20 protein-coding genes and 1 rRNA gene are annotated in these 17,389 nt (G+C 43.5%); 20 read left to right on the top strand and 1 reads right to left on the bottom strand.

The annotated features are described in order from the left end of the window. The first annotated feature begins 30 nt into the window (after positions 1 to 30). The 20 genes from hpf to B3014_RS11750 all read left to right on the top strand — a co-directional run bounded on the left by hpf (position 31) and on the right by B3014_RS11750 (position 16,408). Entirely contained in the window at positions 31 to 357 is a 327-nt protein-coding gene (gene hpf / locus B3014_RS11845; RefSeq protein WP_286303572.1) for a ribosome hibernation-promoting factor, HPF/YfiA family, read from the top strand. A gap of 16 nt (positions 358 to 373) precedes the next feature. Further along, a complete protein-coding gene (locus B3014_RS11840) occupies positions 374 to 835 on the top strand; it encodes a PTS sugar transporter subunit IIA (protein ID WP_286303571.1) in 462 nt (153 codons plus the stop codon). Positions 836 to 837: 2 nt separating this feature from the next. Beyond that, positions 838 to 1,356, top strand: coding sequence for an HPr kinase/phosphorylase (locus tag B3014_RS11835; RefSeq protein ID WP_289245347.1), 519 nt, complete (start codon positions 838 to 840; stop codon positions 1,354 to 1,356). A gap of 117 nt (positions 1,357 to 1,473) precedes the next feature. Then, entirely contained in the window at positions 1,474 to 1,881 is a 408-nt protein-coding gene (locus tag B3014_RS11830) for a PTS sugar transporter subunit IIA (protein ID WP_289245346.1), read from the top strand. Next, positions 1,878 to 2,147 carry an HPr family phosphocarrier protein gene (locus B3014_RS11825; protein ID WP_289245345.1) on the top strand — a complete coding sequence of 90 codons (270 nt, stop codon included), beginning with the start codon at positions 1,878 to 1,880 and terminating at the stop codon, positions 2,145 to 2,147. Before B3014_RS11830 ends, B3014_RS11825 begins: the two co-directional genes overlap by 4 nt. Further along, complete coding sequence (gene ptsP, locus B3014_RS11820; RefSeq protein ID WP_289245344.1) at positions 2,144 to 3,892, top strand: phosphoenolpyruvate--protein phosphotransferase; 1,749 nt, start codon at positions 2,144 to 2,146, stop codon at positions 3,890 to 3,892. The genes B3014_RS11825 and ptsP overlap by 4 nt, the downstream gene beginning before the upstream one ends. A gap of 176 nt (positions 3,893 to 4,068) precedes the next feature. Then, a complete protein-coding gene (mgtE, locus tag B3014_RS11815; RefSeq protein WP_289245343.1) occupies positions 4,069 to 5,427 on the top strand; it encodes a magnesium transporter in 1,359 nt (452 codons plus the stop codon). A 24-nt stretch (positions 5,428 to 5,451) separates the two neighbouring features. Next, positions 5,452 to 6,549 carry a chorismate synthase gene (gene aroC / locus B3014_RS11810; protein WP_289245342.1) on the top strand — a complete coding sequence of 366 codons (1,098 nt, stop codon included), beginning with the start codon at positions 5,452 to 5,454 and terminating at the stop codon, positions 6,547 to 6,549. 9 nt (positions 6,550 to 6,558) lie between these two features. Further along, positions 6,559 to 7,722 carry an MFS transporter gene (locus tag B3014_RS11805; protein ID WP_289245341.1) on the top strand — a complete coding sequence of 388 codons (1,164 nt, stop codon included), beginning with the start codon at positions 6,559 to 6,561 and terminating at the stop codon, positions 7,720 to 7,722. A 124-nt stretch (positions 7,723 to 7,846) separates the two neighbouring features. Beyond that, on the top strand, positions 7,847 to 9,196 hold the full coding sequence (locus B3014_RS11800) for a Na(+)-translocating NADH-quinone reductase subunit A (RefSeq protein ID WP_289245340.1): 1,350 nt from the start codon (positions 7,847 to 7,849) through the stop codon (positions 9,194 to 9,196). Between the two features lie 3 nt (positions 9,197 to 9,199). Next, positions 9,200 to 10,408 (top strand): NADH:ubiquinone reductase (Na(+)-transporting) subunit B, encoded by a 1,209-nt coding sequence (locus B3014_RS11795; RefSeq protein ID WP_289245339.1) that lies wholly within the window; start codon positions 9,200 to 9,202, stop codon positions 10,406 to 10,408. Positions 10,409 to 10,412: 4 nt separating this feature from the next. Next, positions 10,413 to 11,237, top strand: a complete 825-nt coding sequence (locus B3014_RS11790; protein WP_289245338.1) for a Na(+)-translocating NADH-quinone reductase subunit C — start codon at positions 10,413 to 10,415, stop codon at positions 11,235 to 11,237. A 3-nt stretch (positions 11,238 to 11,240) separates the two neighbouring features. Further along, positions 11,241 to 11,903 carry an NADH:ubiquinone reductase (Na(+)-transporting) subunit D gene (locus B3014_RS11785; protein ID WP_286303560.1) on the top strand — a complete coding sequence of 221 codons (663 nt, stop codon included), beginning with the start codon at positions 11,241 to 11,243 and terminating at the stop codon, positions 11,901 to 11,903. Further along, the gene (gene nqrE / locus B3014_RS11780) at positions 11,904 to 12,512 is read left to right on the top strand and encodes an NADH:ubiquinone reductase (Na(+)-transporting) subunit E (protein WP_286303559.1); all 609 of its coding nucleotides are present in this window, start codon (positions 11,904 to 11,906) and stop codon (positions 12,510 to 12,512) included. After that, the gene (nqrF, locus tag B3014_RS11775) at positions 12,512 to 13,729 is read left to right on the top strand and encodes an NADH:ubiquinone reductase (Na(+)-transporting) subunit F (protein ID WP_289245337.1); all 1,218 of its coding nucleotides are present in this window, start codon (positions 12,512 to 12,514) and stop codon (positions 13,727 to 13,729) included. The genes nqrE and nqrF overlap by 1 nt, the downstream gene beginning before the upstream one ends. Continuing rightward, a complete protein-coding gene (nqrM, locus tag B3014_RS11770; RefSeq protein ID WP_286303557.1) occupies positions 13,730 to 13,927 on the top strand; it encodes a (Na+)-NQR maturation NqrM in 198 nt (65 codons plus the stop codon). 21 nt (positions 13,928 to 13,948) lie between these two features. Next, positions 13,949 to 14,410 (top strand): CBS domain-containing protein, encoded by a 462-nt coding sequence (locus B3014_RS11765; protein WP_289245336.1) that lies wholly within the window; start codon positions 13,949 to 13,951, stop codon positions 14,408 to 14,410. 61 nt (positions 14,411 to 14,471) lie between these two features. Then, entirely contained in the window at positions 14,472 to 14,687 is a 216-nt protein-coding gene (locus tag B3014_RS11760; protein ID WP_289245335.1) for a DUF2007 domain-containing protein, read from the top strand. 63 nt (positions 14,688 to 14,750) lie between these two features. After that, the gene (gene cysK / locus B3014_RS11755) at positions 14,751 to 15,704 is read left to right on the top strand and encodes a cysteine synthase A (protein ID WP_289245334.1); all 954 of its coding nucleotides are present in this window, start codon (positions 14,751 to 14,753) and stop codon (positions 15,702 to 15,704) included. Positions 15,705 to 16,036: 332 nt separating this feature from the next. After that, a complete protein-coding gene (locus B3014_RS11750; RefSeq protein WP_289245333.1) occupies positions 16,037 to 16,408 on the top strand; it encodes a cupin domain-containing protein in 372 nt (123 codons plus the stop codon). A gap of 733 nt (positions 16,409 to 17,141) precedes the next feature. On the opposite strand, the gene rrf is transcribed toward B3014_RS11750, so the two are convergent. Beyond that, a 5S ribosomal RNA gene (gene rrf / locus B3014_RS11745) occupies positions 17,142 to 17,256 on the bottom strand. Positions 17,257 to 17,389: the final 133 nt, after the last annotated feature.

Genomic DNA, 17,389 nt, shown 5'->3' with positions numbered 1-17,389 from the left:
GTTATCATCACTCAAAAGGAGTCCAACATTATGCAGTTAAATTTAAGCGGACAACATATCGAAATCACTGACAGCTTACGCGATCACGTCAACAAAAAATTCGAAAAACTGACTCGCCATTTTGATCACATGACCAATGTTCATGTTGTGTTATCAGTAGAAAAACAACGTCAGAAAGCGGAAGCGACTGTTCATGTCAGCGGCGCAGACTTGTTCGCCTCAGATGAAAATGAAAACATGTATTCTGCTATTGAGAATCTGGTTGCCAAGCTGGACCGTCAAATCATTAAACACAAAGATAAAATCACCGATCATCATCAGTCAGTCGGTGCCGAAATGAAGCACAACGTCAACTAATAAGAGATTCTTTTTTATGCTAATTGCCGCATTATTGGTTAACGCTGACAGTATCAGCTTTCATGACAATGCTACGAGCAAAAAGAAAGTACTGGAAAACTTAAGTCAGAAGTTAGCCAGTAATACGAATGCGACAACAGCAGAAAAAATATTTCAGGTGTTATTAGAACGAGAAAGACTAGGCAGTACAGGACTGGGCAAGGGCGTGGCTATACCTCACGCCCGAGTCCCCGGACTGACTCATACCATCGCCGCTATGCTCACACTCGAAACACCCGTTCCTTTTGAATCCGTTGACAACCAACCTATCGATATTGCTTTTGGTCTACTCGTACCTGAAGAAGATACCGACCATCACCTACAACATTTGTCACGCCTAGTGACTTTATTTCGCGATCCGGAAATCTGCCAGAAACTGCGCAATGCAAATAGCGCAGAACAGATTTTTGAGTTACTTCTCTCCATCGACGAAGATTAATCGTGCCTCAAACTAGCCAACACCTCTCACTTCATGGAGTGATGGTCTGTGTTGATGGTTTAGGTGTTCTCATCAAAGGCCCACCAGGCATAGGCAAAAGCAGTCTGGCTCTTCAACTGATTAGTGAAGGTCATCAATTTGTTGCTGATGATGTGGTTGATATTCATCGTCACAAACATGAATTGATAGCGACTGCACCGTCCATACTGAAAGATCTCCTCAATACAAGAGAGCTCGGCACAATCAATATCAGGCAACATTTTGGCAGCGCGCACGTGCTGGATACCTGCCCATTACACTTTCAGCTAAACCTGCATGAGACATTAAAGCAGGAGAGTCAACTTGAAGGAAACCAGAGTAAGGAACGGATTCTGGACATAGCCGCACCAACGCTACACCTGTCATTATCAAATCCATCCTCGTTCAGTGTACGGTTGCTGACCTGGTTAAAAATGCAAAGAATGACAAATAATGCGAATGAACAGCTAAAATACCGGCAACAACAGCAAATTCAGCAATGAGCATTTCACATTAACTTGATGACATGTCATATATCTATTACATTCATTATCGTTTAAAGACAGAGGCTGAGCCAATTTGTCTATCTACAGCCATGGCTGTTTTTATAGAGAACTAATATGACCGTAGGCGTTTTACTCGTTTCGCACAATAACATCGGTACAGAGCTCATCAATACCGCTCGTCAAATGTTATCTTGCTGCCCTCTTCCGACGAAAGTCATTTCTATCGAAACCAAAGATAACCCGGAAGCCATTCGATTAGAAATGGATGAAGACTTAAAAAAACTTGATCAAGGTCACGGTATTCTCATACTGACTGACATGTTCGGTTCAACGCCTAGTAATATAGCGTGCGCCGTATCTGATAGAACAGATATCCGGGTGGTTTCGGGTCTCAATCTTCCTATGTTGATACGTGTTTTAAATTACCCAGCCCTTAATTTAGAAGAGCTCGAAATAAAAGCGTTAAGTGGTGGACAAGAGGGCGTAGTTCGCTGTCATCACACAGGCTACTCAAGAAAATGATGACAAGAACATTCACAATAATTAATAAACTAGGGTTGCATGCCAGAGCCGCAGCTAAATTCGTCACAACGGCATCAGCTCACCAAGCTAACATTACCGTCTCAAGAGAAAACAGAACGGTGAATGGAAAAAGTATTATGGGTGTGATGATGCTGGCAGCCGCAAAAGGCTCAGAAATTACAGTCACTGCTGAAGGTGAAGATGCGGAACAGGCATTAGCTTCCTTAGATACCCTGATAAATGATTATTTTGGAGAAGGTGAATGACACTTGAGTTGCAAGGTATTGGCGTCTCTCGTGGCATTGCTATGGGCCGTGCCCATATTCTTTTTCATAATCAACCAGATGTTCGTGAATATCTCATACCGGCTTTTGCTATTGAACAGGAAGTGGATCGTTTTCTTGATGCCATTGATCAAGCAAAACAACAATTAAAATCCATTCGTAATCATATTCCAGCAAATGCCCCAGCTGATGTCACTTCTTTCATTGATACACATCTATTAATGTTAAGCGACTCTTCGCTGAATAAGATTCCGGTCGATATGATCCGTCAGCGCCGTTGTAATGCCGAATGGGCCTTACAATTGCAGCGTGACGCCTTGATCAATGTCTTTAATGAAATGGATGATCCTTACCTCCGTACGCGCCGTGATGATGTGGATCATGTGGTCAACCGTATTCATCGTATTCTGGCGGATCAGGAAGTCGCTGATCACGAAATTCCTGATGGCCGACTCAAAGGCCACATCATTATCGCTGAAGATCTGACCCCGGCAGATACCGTACTGATGCAACATCAGGGAATTGTGGCTTTTGTCACCGAACACGGTGGCGCTACATCTCACACAACTATCTTAGCGAGAAGCTTAGGTATTCCTGCCATCGTAGGGGTTGAGTCAGTCCGACGCTATGTACAGGATAACGAACCGCTGATTGTCGATGGCGAGACAGGTGTGATGCTATTGGGGGCAGATGAACGCACCCAGTTTGAATATGAAGGCAGATTGATTGCTTTCCGTGAGCATATATCTTCGCTCAGTCGATATAAATCTCAACCCACTAAAACACGGGATGGCAAATCCGTCACGCTGTTAGCTAATGCCGAATTGCCAGAGGATGTCACCACTATTAGTAGTGCCGGCGCTCAAGGTATTGGGCTTTACCGTACTGAGTTCTTATACATGAACCGGTTGTCCCCTCCTGAGGAGGAAGAGCAATTGTCAGCATACCGTGATGTGGTTGAAGGTATGAATAATCAGCCAGTCACCATACGTACCTTTGACCTTGGCGCAGATAAAACAGTCGATGGTGGACGCAACCTGAACCAGACGGTTGTGACCAATCCGGCACTGGGCATGCGTGCGATTCGTCTATGTTTGACTCAACCAACTATGTTTCGTACCCAATTAAGAGCCATTTTGCGCGCCTCGGCTTACGGCAAAATCAAAATCATGTTCCCAATGATTTCCACCTTGAATGAGTTAGTTCAAGCCAAAAACATGCTGGAGCAATGTAAACAGGAATTAGATAAAGAGCATCTGGAATACGATCATCATATTCAGGTAGGCGCTATGATTGAGGTGCCAGCGAGTGCAGTCTGTGCCGAAATTTTCGCACAGCATGTCGACTTTCTCTCGATTGGTACCAATGATCTCATCCAATATACACTTGCCATAGACCGTATAGATGATCACGTCAACTACCTTTACGACCCGCTGCACCCTGCCGTATTACGACTAATCTATATGACGCTGCAAGCGGGTAAACAGCACAATGTCGATGTATCCATGTGTGGTGAAATGGCTGGCGATCCACGCTATACCAGACTCTTACTTGCCATGGGCTTGGAAAACTTCAGTATGCATCCCAATGCAATACTTGAAGTGAAACAGGTGATCAATGAAACCAATTTGAGTGAGTTACCACTCAATACATTGGATATTATGAATACAACGGATCCCATAGCCCTTGATTTGTTATTAGAAAATATTAATGGCCCCAACCACTAAGTTAGAAGGTAATAAACATTAGCATGGCTGTAATGAATGATTTTGATAGGAAAAAATCTCACTAAAACAGAGTATTTCAGTAGCCACGAGCTATCTCACGCTATCCAGTAAAGGCTAAGCAAGCTAAAATAAAGCCTAATCACAATCCTAAACACCTCCACCGTTGAGAACTGGATATGTCTGAGCTGGACCACGACCACGCCCTTAATCAATCAATCAATGCTTTATCCGATGCATTGCAAAGCGGACGTTTTGTCAGAATGCGTCGTTTACTGGCGGGCCTACATCCGGCAGAAACAGCTCATTTACTTGAATCTTTACCACCTAACGAAAGAAAAATCTGCTGGCCCCTGATTAATCCCGATCTGCGTGGTGAGGTTCTATCCTATATTGGTGAAGAAGTCCGTACCGATCTGATGACGGATATGGACACGGCCGATCTCATCAATGCCACCGAAGACCTTGATACAGACGATATCGCCGATATTCTGCAGGATCTCCCCGATCATGTTGTGCATGAAATATTACGTGCGATGGACATTCAACACAGGCGTCGTGTTGAAGCCGTTTTAGCCTATGACGAAGATAGCGCCGGTGGTTTGATGAACACCGACGTCACCACCGTCAGGACGGATATCACCTTAGAAGTCGTTTTACGTTATTTACGTATGCTCGGTGAGTTACCGGAAAATACCGACAGCTTATACGTTGTTGACCACAATGATCACTACCTTGGCACGTTAAGACTCTCTCAGGTAGTCAGTCGAAGTCGCTCATTATTGGTCAGTGAAGTCATGTCACATCAGGTGGATCCTATTCCAGCGAATATGACTGATCGTGATGTGGCAAGACGATTTGAAAAACATGACCTGATTTCTGCACCAGTGGTAGATAAAGATAACCGTCTACTTGGTCGTATCACCATTGATGACGTTGTAGACGTTATTCGTGATGAAGCAGAGCACTCAATGTTAAGCATGGCGGGCTTAGGCGAAGATGAAGATACTTTCGCAACAGTGAAAAAAAGCGTCAATCGCCGCTCCATCTGGCTTGCTGTTAACTTAATTACGGCTTTTCTTGCCTCATGGGTGATTGGCCTGTTTGAAACAACTATCCAAAAACAAGTCGCGCTGGCTGTTCTGATGCCAATCGTTGCCAGCATGGGGGGGATAGCCGGTAGTCAAACATTGACACTCGTTATTCGCTCGATGGCATTAGGTCAGTTGAACAGCAAAAATGAGCGCTGGCTGTTGCGCAAAGAAATGTTAGTAGGCGCCACCAATGGTTTGATATGGGCGACGGCTATCGCAGTCGTGACTGTGATCTGGTTTAATAGCCTGTCTTTGGGTCTGCTTATAGGTAGCGCCATTGTTATTAATTTAGTCGCAGCCGCATTAGCTGGGGTCACCATACCACTGGGGCTGAAGCGAATTGGTATTGATCCGGCTCTGTCTGGCAGTGTTTTGCTAACGACCGTTACAGACGTTGTTGGCTTTGTCGCCTTTTTAGGCTTTGCCAAATTATTTATTGTTTAACCTTAACGCCAATCGGAATGAGATATGTCAGGTAATACCTTTGGAAAACTCTTCACTGTGACCACTTTTGGTGAGAGTCATGGACAAGCTTTGGGATGTATCGTAGATGGTTGTCCTCCAGGACTTGAACTCACAGAAGCGGATCTCCAAAGAGATTTAGACCGTCGGCGCCCAGGTAAATCGCGCCATGAAACACAACGCCGTGAGCCTGACCAAGTTAAGATTCTATCTGGTGTATTTGAAGGCAAAACAACAGGTACACCTATTGGAATGTTGATTGAAAACGTTGATCAACGATCCAAAGATTACGGCAACATCATGCATCAGTTCAGACCAGCACATGCGGATTACACTTATCACCAAAAATATGGCGTGCGTGATTATCGTGGCGGTGGACGTTCATCGGCACGAGAAACTGCAATGCGTGTCGCTGCCGGCGGTATTGCCAAAAAATATCTTCGTGAACGTTATGGTATTGAAATACAGGCGTATTTATCACAACTAGGGCCGATAAAAATCGACACATTGGACTGGTCGCATGTAGAAAAAAGTGCCTTTTTTTCACCTGACCCAGATAAAGAATCCGAACTCGAAACCTATATGGATGCCTTACGTAAAGAAGGGAACTCTGTTGGAGCCAGAATTAATGTTGTGGCTCGTCATGTTCCTGTTGGTCTAGGCGAACCCATATTTGATCGTATTGATGCCGACATCGCCCATGCAATGATGAGTATCAATGCGGTCAAGGGTGTTGAGATCGGCGCTGGCTTTGATGCCGTTACTCAAAAAGGGACTGAACATCGAGATGAAATCACGGCTGATGGGTTTCTCAGTAATCATGCAGGTGGCATATTAGGTGGCATCACCAGCGGTCAGGACTTACTTGTCAGTATTGCTTTAAAGCCAACTTCTAGTTTACGTTTGCCTGGTCGTAGTATTGATACTCAAGGAAATGCGATTGAAGTTGTGACTAAAGGTCGCCATGATCCTTGCGTCGGTATTCGAGCCACGCCTATTGCAGAAGCAATGTTGGCACTAGTTCTGATGGATCACGTTTTACGTCATCGTGCACAAAATATGGATGTCGTAACTGATACGCCGATCATTCCAGGCCAAGCATAAATCGTTCAGGTGCCTTTATCCCAATTGCCATACTGGCGCCTGTCCGGCTTTTACTTCTTCTATTTTGCCTGTCTGGGGATCTTAGTCCCCTACTGGAGTCTATATCTAAAATGGGAAGGATTTAGTCCGAGTCAAATTGGTGAGCTGACAGCCATCTTGATGGGCTCAAGAATTATCGCACCTAATATTTGGGGGTGGATAGCAGACCATTACGATCGCCGAATGCGTATTGTAAGACTCGCTAGCTTTGCCACCATCATCGTATTTTCGGCAATATTCATCGAGCAATCATACCTTGCCGTAGCCATAATTTTGATGCTATTCAGCTTCTTCTGGAATGCATCATTACCCCAAGTTGAAGTCACTACACTGCAACATCTCGGTGAAGATAGTCATTATTACAGTAAAGTGCGTTTATGGGGGTCAATTGGCTTTATCACCATTGTCGTGATTTTAGGCAATTTATTGGAGCATTTTGAACCTGACATTGTCCCTACAGCACTGCTCTTTAGTGTCATTGGTATCTGGTTATTTAGCCTTACAGTACCTGAATCAGCAAAGACCGCTCATCACCAAACAACGTCGTTAAGAACCTTATTAAAAAGACCCAGCGTGATTGCTTTTTTGCTGGTTTGCTTATTGATGCAAGCAAGTCATGGTCCCTACTACACCTTCTATACCATTTACCTTGAACAGTATGATTACAGTAGCAGCTTGATTGGACAATTATGGGCGCTCGGTGTTTTAGCTGAAGTGGCCATATTTCTGGTGATGCATCGTTGGCTTCCCAAGTTCGGACTCCGTAATGTCTTCATGGCTAGCCTGTTACTTACAACACTGCGTTGGATTTTGATAGCCCTATTTCCGCAAAACCTTACTGTGCTAATTCTCGCTCAATTATTACATGCTGCAAGTTATGGTAGTTTTCATGCGTCTGCAATTGCTTGGGTTCATCGCCATTTCACAGGGCCAACACAAGGGAGAGGACAAGCCTTATACAGCAGTGCCAGCTTTGGTGCCGGTGGTGTGATTGGCAGCTTATTCAGCGGTTATATGTGGGATAGCCCTGGCGCCATATGGACATTTTTAATTGCTAGCGTGTTTAGCTTTTTAGGGTTCGTTCTTGCCTATAGATGGCTGAAAGAATCTGATCGCATTCAAGCAGATGAATGATTTAAGCTGATATTTATCGGGATTTCTGCTTTCTTTCATCAGAAACAATACTTATACTTACAAGCTGGGAATTTAACGTAACACAGATAGCAGGTACGTCCGTTGTCTCCTGATCAGGTGAAGTATGCATTTCTCGATTAAGAAAGGGCTAGATTTGCCCATCTCGGGGAAACCCGAACAAACTATCTATGATGGCAATAAAGTCAATTCAGTAGCCATATTGGGTAATGAATATGTAGGTATGAAACCTACGATGATGGTGGAAGAAGGCCAGAAAGTTAAACTCGGACAGCCATTATTCACTGATAAAAAGAACCCAGGTGTTCAATTTACCTCCCCCGGGGCAGGCATCGTAAAAGCCATCAATCGTGGTGCGAAACGAGCATTACAATCAGTGGTAATTGAGTTAGAGGGTGATGATGAAATCACTTTCGAACAATATGATGCTAACAATCTCGATAATCTAAAGCGTGCAGATATCACAAAAAACTTGATTGACTCAGGTTTATGGCTAGCATTCCGCACACGTCCATACAGCCGCTCCCCAGCTGTTGAAGCTGTCCCTGATGCGATTTTTGTCACGGCCATTGATACCAACCCTCTTGCCGCTGATCCCAGTATTATCATTAGCGAATATGCTGAAGAGTTTAAACATGGTTTAACGATTCTCAGTCAACTGACAGAAGGAAAAGTCTATGTCTGCCAGGCTCCAGACACAGCCCTTCCAGTCAATCAGAAAAATAATATCGAAGTTCATACTTTTTCTGGTCCCCACCCAGCAGGTTTAGCGGGTACACACATTCATTTCCTTGAACCGGTCAGCGCTAGCAAATCAGTATGGACTATCGGTTATCAAGATGTCATCGCCATTGGCAAGCTTTTCACAACTGGACGCCTCTGGGTTGAGCGCGTTGTTTCTTTTGCCGGACCACTGGTAAACAAGCCCCGCCTAATTCGCACACGTCTGGGCGCTAGCACCCAGGACTTAGTGTTTGGTGAAGTTCAGAATATTCAGTCTCGTATCATTTCTGGTTCTGTGTTGCATGGCCATACGGCTAACAACTGGGCAGCCTATCTAGGCCGTTTTCATAATCAAATCTCAGTGATTGCTGAAAGTGTTGAGCGTGAGTTACTCGGTTGGATTCGTCCCGGTGGTAAAGGCAAATTTTCTTCGCTTAATGTTTTCTTTTCGAGCATTTTTCGTCAAAAAGATGTCCCTTTAACGACATCACAAAATGGCAGTCCCCGTGCGATGGTTCCAGTAGGTGTTTTTGAACGAGTCATGCCACTGGATATTTTGCCGACACAGTTACTGCGCTCTTTGCTGGTTAAAGACACTGATACAGCACAACAGCTGGGCTGTTTGGAACTCGACGAAGAAGATTTGTCATTATGTTCCTTTGTCTGTTCAGGTAAATATGACTATGGCCCAGCACTTAGAACAAATTTGACACAAATTGAGATAGAAGGATAGTTGATGGCACGCTTAAGACGTTTTCTTGATCGTATCGAGCCACAATTTCAGAAAGGCGGCCCATACGAAAAGTATTTCGCGTTATATGAGATGGTGGATACGTTTATTTATTCACCCGCTGATGTAACAAGAGGCTCTCCCCACGTCCGTGATGCTATCGATCTCAAGCGGGTAATGAGCTATGTTGTTGTAGCCACATTCCCTGTGTTGTTATTGATGCTCTGGAATACAGGTTTTCAAGCCAACAACGCTATTACACAGATGGGCATGACAGACTTAGATGGCTGGCGTAATTGGATAATGAGCTCGTTAGGCATTGCCTACGATCCCAATAGTCTATTCGCTAATATGTTCCACGGGCTGCTTTACTTTTTACCCATGTACATCACCACACTCGTTGCTGGGGGTGTTTTTGAGGTCATCTTTGCAGCAGTCAGGAATCATGAAGTCAATGAAGGTTTCTTAGTCAGTTCCATGCTGTACACCCTCACACTTCCACCTTCAACACCGTTATGGATGGTCGCACTCGGTATCATTTTTGGTGTCGTTTTGGGTAAAGAAGTATTTGGTGGTACGGGTAAAAACTTCCTCAACCCCGCATTAACAGGCCGTGCATTCCTGTACTTTGCCTATCCTGCAGCTATGTCAGGTGACGCAGTATGGACTGCAGTCGATGGCTATACTGGTGCGACCCCATTAGCACTAGCAGCATCAGGTGGCATCGATGCTGTTGAGTCAGCAGGCTATAGCTGGTCTCAAACCTTCTTTGGCATTATGCCTGGCTCATTAGGGGAAACATCAACTCTCGCTATTTTAATCGGTGCTGCTTTTCTCATCTATACCCGTGTAGCCAATTTTAGGATTATTCTCGGCGTATTTTTGGGTATGTTTGCTACAACCCTATTATTTAATCTAATAGGCAGTGATACAAACCCTATGTTTAGTGTACCGTGGTACTGGCATTTAACGATGGGCGGCCTTGCTTTTGGTATGGTCTTTATGGCGACAGACCCTGTCTCAGCGGCAATGACAAATAAAGGCCGATGGATATATGGGGCATTGATTGGTTTTATGGCGATTATGATTCGTGTCGTGAACCCAGCCTTCCCAGAAGGTATTATGCTGGCCATATTATTTGGCAATATTTTCGCCCCCCTGATCGACTATTTTGTTGTTCAGGCCAATATCAAACGCAGATTGAAGCGAAGTTAACATCATGGCTGAAACTAATACAAAAAAAGGATTATTAGGTGGGTTATTAAATTTGCCTAATGATGATCCGAAAAAAACACTCTTTATCGCTATTCTGTTATGTCTGGTTTGTTCAGTCCTGGTATCTACAGCGGCCGTATACTTACGGCCGATACAAGACGATAATAAGAAAGCTGACATCAAAAAGAATATTCTTGCTGTCACAGGCTTAAATGATCAGTCTGGTAGCGTTGATGAATTGTTCAGTCAGTTTGAAGTGAAATTGATTGATCTAGATACAGGTAATTATGCTGACAAGGATATCGATCCCGTTAGTTATGACCAACGTGCGGCATCAGCTGACCCGCAAATGAGCATTAATATTGATGACAAGGATGATATTGCCGGCATTGGTCGTCGCGCTAAGTACGCACCTGTATATATTCTGAAAGATGGTGACAATATTCAACAAGTGGTGCTGCCTGTTCACGGCTATGGTTTATGGTCAACGTTATATGGCTTTTTAGCTCTGGAGAGTGACTACAACACTATTCGTGGTTTACGCTTCTATCAACATGCTGAAACACCCGGTCTTGGCGGTGAAGTTGACAACCCTAAATGGCGCGCTCAATGGATTGGCAAGAAAGTTTTTGATGAAGAAGGTAATGTAGAAATACGCGTCATTCGTGGGCATGTTGAGCCTAGTACACCTAATGCAGAATATAAAGTTGATGGCTTATCTGGTGCGACATTGACCAGTAATGGTGTCACCAACCTTCTACAATTCTGGTTAGGTGACCAAGGTTTTGGACCTTACCTGAAAAACATGCATTCGGAATTGGGGAAATAACTTATGGCAAGCCAAGCAAAAAATAATGTTATCGATCCTCTCATTGATAACAATCCAATTACACTTCAGGTACTGGGTATCTGCTCTGCATTAGCTGTTACCACTAACATGATGTCTGCACTCATTATGTCATTGGCTTTGACAACAGTAACAGCTTTCTCAGGTGCCTGTATCAGTGCTATCCGTAAACATATTCCTGGTAGTATTCGAATCATCGTCCAGATGACCATCATCGCTTCACTGGTGATTATTGTGGATCAGATACTCAAAGCCTACGCTTTTGAAGCGAGTAAACAGTTGTCTGTTTTTGTTGGCTTAATCATCACTAACTGTATTGTATTAGGTCGTGCAGAAGCATATGCAATGAAAAATCCACCGATGCTAAGCTTTTTGGATGGCATCGGTAACGGCTTAGGCTACAGTCTTATTTTGATGTTGGTGGCATTCTTCCGTGAGCTCTTGGGCGCCGGTAAATTATTTGGCTATCAAGTGATCCCAGTGGCCAATGACGGTGGTTGGTATATCCCAAATGGTCTTATGTTGCTGCCGCCTAGTGCTTTCTTTGTTATTGGCCTACTGATTTGGGCTGTTCGTAGCTGGAAGAAAGAGCAAGTTGAAGCTCCCGACTATCAAATCCATCAAGTTCATCGTACGGAGGTATTGTAGATGGAACATTATCTTAGCCTATTCGTACGCTCAATTTTTATTGAGAACCTGGCTCTATCCTTCTTTTTAGGGATGTGTACATTCCTTGCTGTATCAAAAAAGATTGAAACAGCACTAGGGCTTGGTATCGCTGTCATCATGGTTCAGACGATTACCGTACCGGCAAATAACTTAATTTACCAATATCTACTCAAGGATGGCGCACTGGCTTGGGCAGGCTTACCAGATGTTGACTTAAGCTTCCTTGGGCTCATCAGCTACATCGGCGTTATCGCTGCCATGGTACAAATCCTCGAAATGGCCATGGATAAATATGCCCCCGCCCTGTATAACGCGCTAGGTATTTTCTTACCATTAATCACTGTGAACTGCGCGATTCTTGGGGGAACCCTATTCATGGTTGAACGTGACTACAATCTATCTGAAAGTGCTGTATACGGGGTAGGTAGTGGTCTCGGCTGGGCCATGGCTATTACAGCTATCGCTGGCATACGTGAGAAACTCAAATATTCAGATGTACCTGATGGACTGCAAGGTTTGGGCATTACCTTTATTACCGCAGGACTTATGGCACTTGGTTTTATGGCATTTTCTGGGATTCAATTGTAATGGAAATCGTACTCGGCATCGTACTATTTACCCTTATCATCATGGCCTTAGTATTTTTGATACTAGGAGCACGCTCACGATTAGTCTCAACGGGTGATATTGAAATCGTCATCAATGATGAAAAAACCATCAAGACAAAAGCGGGTAGCAAATTACTAGGCGCACTCGCTGATGCAGATCTATTTGTATCTTCAGCTTGCGGTGGCGGTGGTACTTGCGGACAGTGTAAGGTCAAAATTTTTGAAGGTGGCGGCTCAATCCTTCCGACAGAAGAGTCACACATTACTAAGCGTGAAGCCGCTGAAGGTGACCGTTTATCCTGCCAAGTAGCGGTTAAACAGAACATGAAAATTGAAGTACCCGAAGAAGTTTTCGGTGTCAAAAAATGGGAATGTACTGTCCGCTCTAATCATAACGTAGCAACCTTTATCAAAGAGCTTGTTCTTGAACTGCCTACAGGTGAAGATGTTAATTTCCGTGCAGGGGGATTTATTCAAATTGAGTGCCCTCCTCATACGGTTGAATATAAAAGCTTCGATGTAGAAGATGATTACCGGGGTGACTGGGATCGCTTTGATATGTGGCGGTATAAGTCTGTAGTAAAAGAAGACGTTGTACGTGCTTATTCAATGGCGAACTATCCTGAAGAGAAAGGCATCATTATGCTGAACGTTCGGATAGCTTCTCCACCACCTGATAACGATGATATTCCACCAGGTCAAATGTCATCTTATATCTTCAATTTAAAACCAGGTGATAAGGTAACCATATCAGGACCATTCGGTGAGTTCTTTGCAAAAGACACTGACAAGGAAATGGTCTTTATTGGTGGTGGTGCGGGTATGGCACCTATGCGTTCACATATTTTCGATCAGCTTCGCAGAATTAAAACCGATCGTAAGATCAGCTTCTGGTATGGTGCCCGCAGTTTACGTGAGATGTTCTATACCGAAGACTTTGATGAGCTGGCTGCAGAGAATGAAAACTTCACTTGGAATGTAGCCTTATCCGATCCGTTGCCAGAAGATAATTGGCAGGGGTACACTGGCTTTATACATAACGTGCTGTATGAAAACTATTTGAAGGCTCACCCAGCACCTGAGGACTGTGAGTTCTATATGTGTGGTCCACCAATGATGAATGCTGCAGTCATTAATATGCTTGAAGATTTAGGTGTTGAACGTGAAAACATCTTCTTGGATGACTTTGGAGGTTAGATGACAACTTTTATCGCCGCATTTGTATTACTACTGATTATCACTGCTGCAATGGCAATAGGTGTACTATTCGGTCGTTCAGCGATCAAAGGCAGTTGTGGCGGTCTAAATCAAGTTGGATTGAGCGGAAGTTGTGGTGGCGCATGTTCTGCTCAGGAAAAAGAAGCATGCGAAAAGCGAAAAGCACAGCAAAAATAGCACCTATTTGAGGAGGTAAACATGTTAGCACCGTTGAAAGTTAAAGATTACATGAATGGTACTAAAATTACCTTCACGCCAGATATGGACATACTTCGTGCAATTAACCAACTTGTAGAATTCAAACTATCCGGTGCACCGGTCATTGATCATCATGGCAACCTCATCGGTTTCTTATCAGAAAAAGATTGTATGCAAGTTGCACTTAATGCGGCATATCAAGGTGAAGCGGCAGGTCAAGTCAGAGAATTCATGAACTCTGAATGTGCTACAGCAGATGTTGAAGACTCTATCATCGAAATAGCACAAACCTTTTTATCAACGGCATACAAATGTTTGCCGGTCATAAAAGATAACCGCTTAGTGGGCTCCATCACACGACAAAATATATTACGAGCTCTGCAGACATCATCAAATATCGAAAACAGCAAAAAACCCGCTAAACAATCCACAAAACAACAAATACATGTAACGACAAAATAACGTTTACCACGTTGTTTTTTAAACTGAGTGCCAGTCTCAATATTAATTGGAGACAAAACTAATGCAACTAGTATTTCGCGCTAATAATATTCTTGAGGCTCATATAGTCGCAGGTTTATTAAAAAGTCACGAAATTGAATGTCATGTTGGCGGACACTTCCTACAAGGCGCGGTTGGTGATCTCCCAGCTACAGATTTTGCTCATGTCTTTGTCGAGCAAGATAACATTGAAGCGGCTCAAGCGATAATTGATGGCTATGAAAATAATTCACTATAAAAGCACCGCAGCTGACTTGTAGTAAAAAGCGATATCAATAAGGTAACGAAGCGAATACATAATATGATATACAACAGCATACTCGATACGATAGGCAACACACCTGTTGTTAAATTAAATAATATCGCCCCAGATCATGTGAATATGTATGTAAAGGTTGAGTCCTTCAACCCGATGGGTTCTGTTAAAGACCGTTTAGCATACGCGATTATAGACGATGCTGAAAAACGTGGCGTATTAAAACCTGGTCAAACAGTAGTTGAAGCAACATCAGGCAATACAGGTATTGCGCTCGCTATGGTATGCGCAGCAAAAGGTTATCCTTTTGTCGCAACGATGGTAGAAACCTTTTCGGTAGAAAGACGCAAAATTATGCGTGCTTTAGGCGCAAAGGTCATCCTGACACCAGCCGCAGAGAGCGGTAAAGGCATGGTAAGAAAAGCTGAAGAACTTGCTGATACATATGGTTGGTTTTTGGCTAGACAGTTCGAAAATCCAGCTAATCCGGCTTATCATCGCAACACAACTGGCCCGGAGATACTCTCTGACTTTGCTGGTAAGCCTCTCGATTATTGGGTTTCAGGTTGGGGTACAGGTGGAACACTTACTGGAGCCGGTGAAATCATCAAAGCCGCTCGCCCAGAGACTAAAATAATTGCAACAGAGCCGGCTGCCGCTTCGATGTTAGCCGGTAATGACTGGGCTCCGCACAAAATCCAAGGTTGGACACCTGATTTTATTCCTGATGTATTAAATCGAAATGTTTATGACGAACTGTACTCAGTCACAGACGATGAAGCTAAAACTTGGGCGCACCGTTTAGCAAGTGAAGAAGGGATTTTTGTTGGCCTATCATGTGGTGGTACTCTAGCTACCGCGATGAAAGTAGCTGAAACTGCAAAGCCTGGAAGTACAATTCTAGCAATGCTCCCGGATACAGGTGAACGCTATTTATCAACGTATCTGTTTGAAGGAATGAATGAAGGCTCCGATGATGATTGGCTAGCAGGTCAATAAGATTCTAAAAATAGCCAAAGCAACTTCATTCATCTAACTACAGTAGTGTTATTAGGTTAATAGTAGGGGAGAGATTTTGATAGCCACCCTTTTCTCATCATTTGGAATTTATTTTCTTAAGGCTCTTAATTGAGATTCTTTACTGTTGGCTGCACTCGCGGATTAATCAAATAATCATTTCTAGTTATCGAATCAACATTTTGTTGGTCAATAGCATGGATATATATGTTTTAAACGTCTCTGAGTTCGTTAGAATATATCCAGCATGATTTTCTCCATGGACATTGAGCCAGCATCTACTCTGAGAAATTGATTTGAGATCTGACAGTTAAATGACAACTCCCACAATACATCGTTACTCACGAGAGAAAGAGTATTTCTTTTTTGAAGGGTGCTATATAAACGAACTTTCTAATGATTCACATGACTCTGATGTATCAATAGCTCAAGCCAGAGTTTGTCCAGGCGTCACGACACAATGGCATCGTTTAAACGCGACAACAGAACGTTATGTCATTTTAGAAGGGGAAGGATTAGTCGAACTAGGAGATAATCAAGCAGAACTTGTATCTGCAGGGGATATCGTCATTATTCCACCACTAACACCACAACGCATTACTAATAACGGCGGTTGTGATCTGATATTTTTAGCCATTTGCTCGCCAAGATTTACTGAGGCTAATTATCAGCTAGTTAATAAATGAAAGAATATTTTCACGCTGAAGATAACTTTATCATAACCCACTAAACAATATAATCTGAGGCATCAGAGACAGCTCTACATGTTTGTCTCAGTATGCTTAATGGTTTTTTAAAGCTGTTCCATCTTTTTTGCTCTATATAATAACCTCTATACGCGATTTCAGTATCTAATTCTCAGAATTATTATCAATTAAGTCTTGGTATAAAGCACCTCTAACGCATACTGCATTTAAGCGGATGGGTACATTCTACAGATAGTAGATGAATGTCTTCAGCGATCTGAGTTCAGTCCTCCCTCTTCCGGCGGCCAATTTAAACCCGCAATACGCTTCGGGCAGCCATTAAGTCTATTCAGATTTGGATTCTCATATAACGAACAAAGTAGTACTTTCTGCTTTCAGTTCGCTCAGTGTAGGGCTTAAGAACTATGAACTAGAGTATGGCCGTTATTTGCATGGATGTCATGTATGGCGATAACAGGAGCCGTTATCGGTGACCTACTTTGTTTGCCCCATCCCTGGTGCAAATCGCTACGCAAGTTCCCTTTGGTCGTCCAAAAACGTTCCTGACGTTTTTGTTATGTCCATGGATGGACGGTATGCAAAGCCATGTCTGGCACATGAGTTGTCCCGGTGATGTGGACTCATGACGCGTTCCCCTGTTCAAGAGAAGTCATGTCAATGTTTTAGATATAAAAAAAGCCCATCCGTTTGGATGGGCTTATTTTATATTAAAGCCTGGCAGTGACCTACTTTCACATGGGAACTCCCACACTATCATCGGCGCTAAGTCGTTTCACTTCTGAGTTCGGGATGGGATCAGGTGGGGCCAACTCGCTATGGCCGCCAGGCATAACTGGCATAGTCAGTTCTAAACTGACTCTCGGAAATCGGTAACAAGATATTGCGTAAAGAGTTCGCAACTCCCCAAGTTCCCTTGGGGTTATATGGTCAAGCCTCACGGGCAATTAGTACTGGTTAGCT

Origin of the sequence: Methylophaga sp. UBA678 (assembly GCF_002299105.1) — a bacterium.
In the GTDB taxonomy this organism is placed as follows: domain Bacteria; phylum Pseudomonadota; class Gammaproteobacteria; order Nitrosococcales; family Methylophagaceae; genus Methylophaga; species Methylophaga marina.
This window is presented reverse-complemented; position numbering and strand designations above follow the sequence as displayed.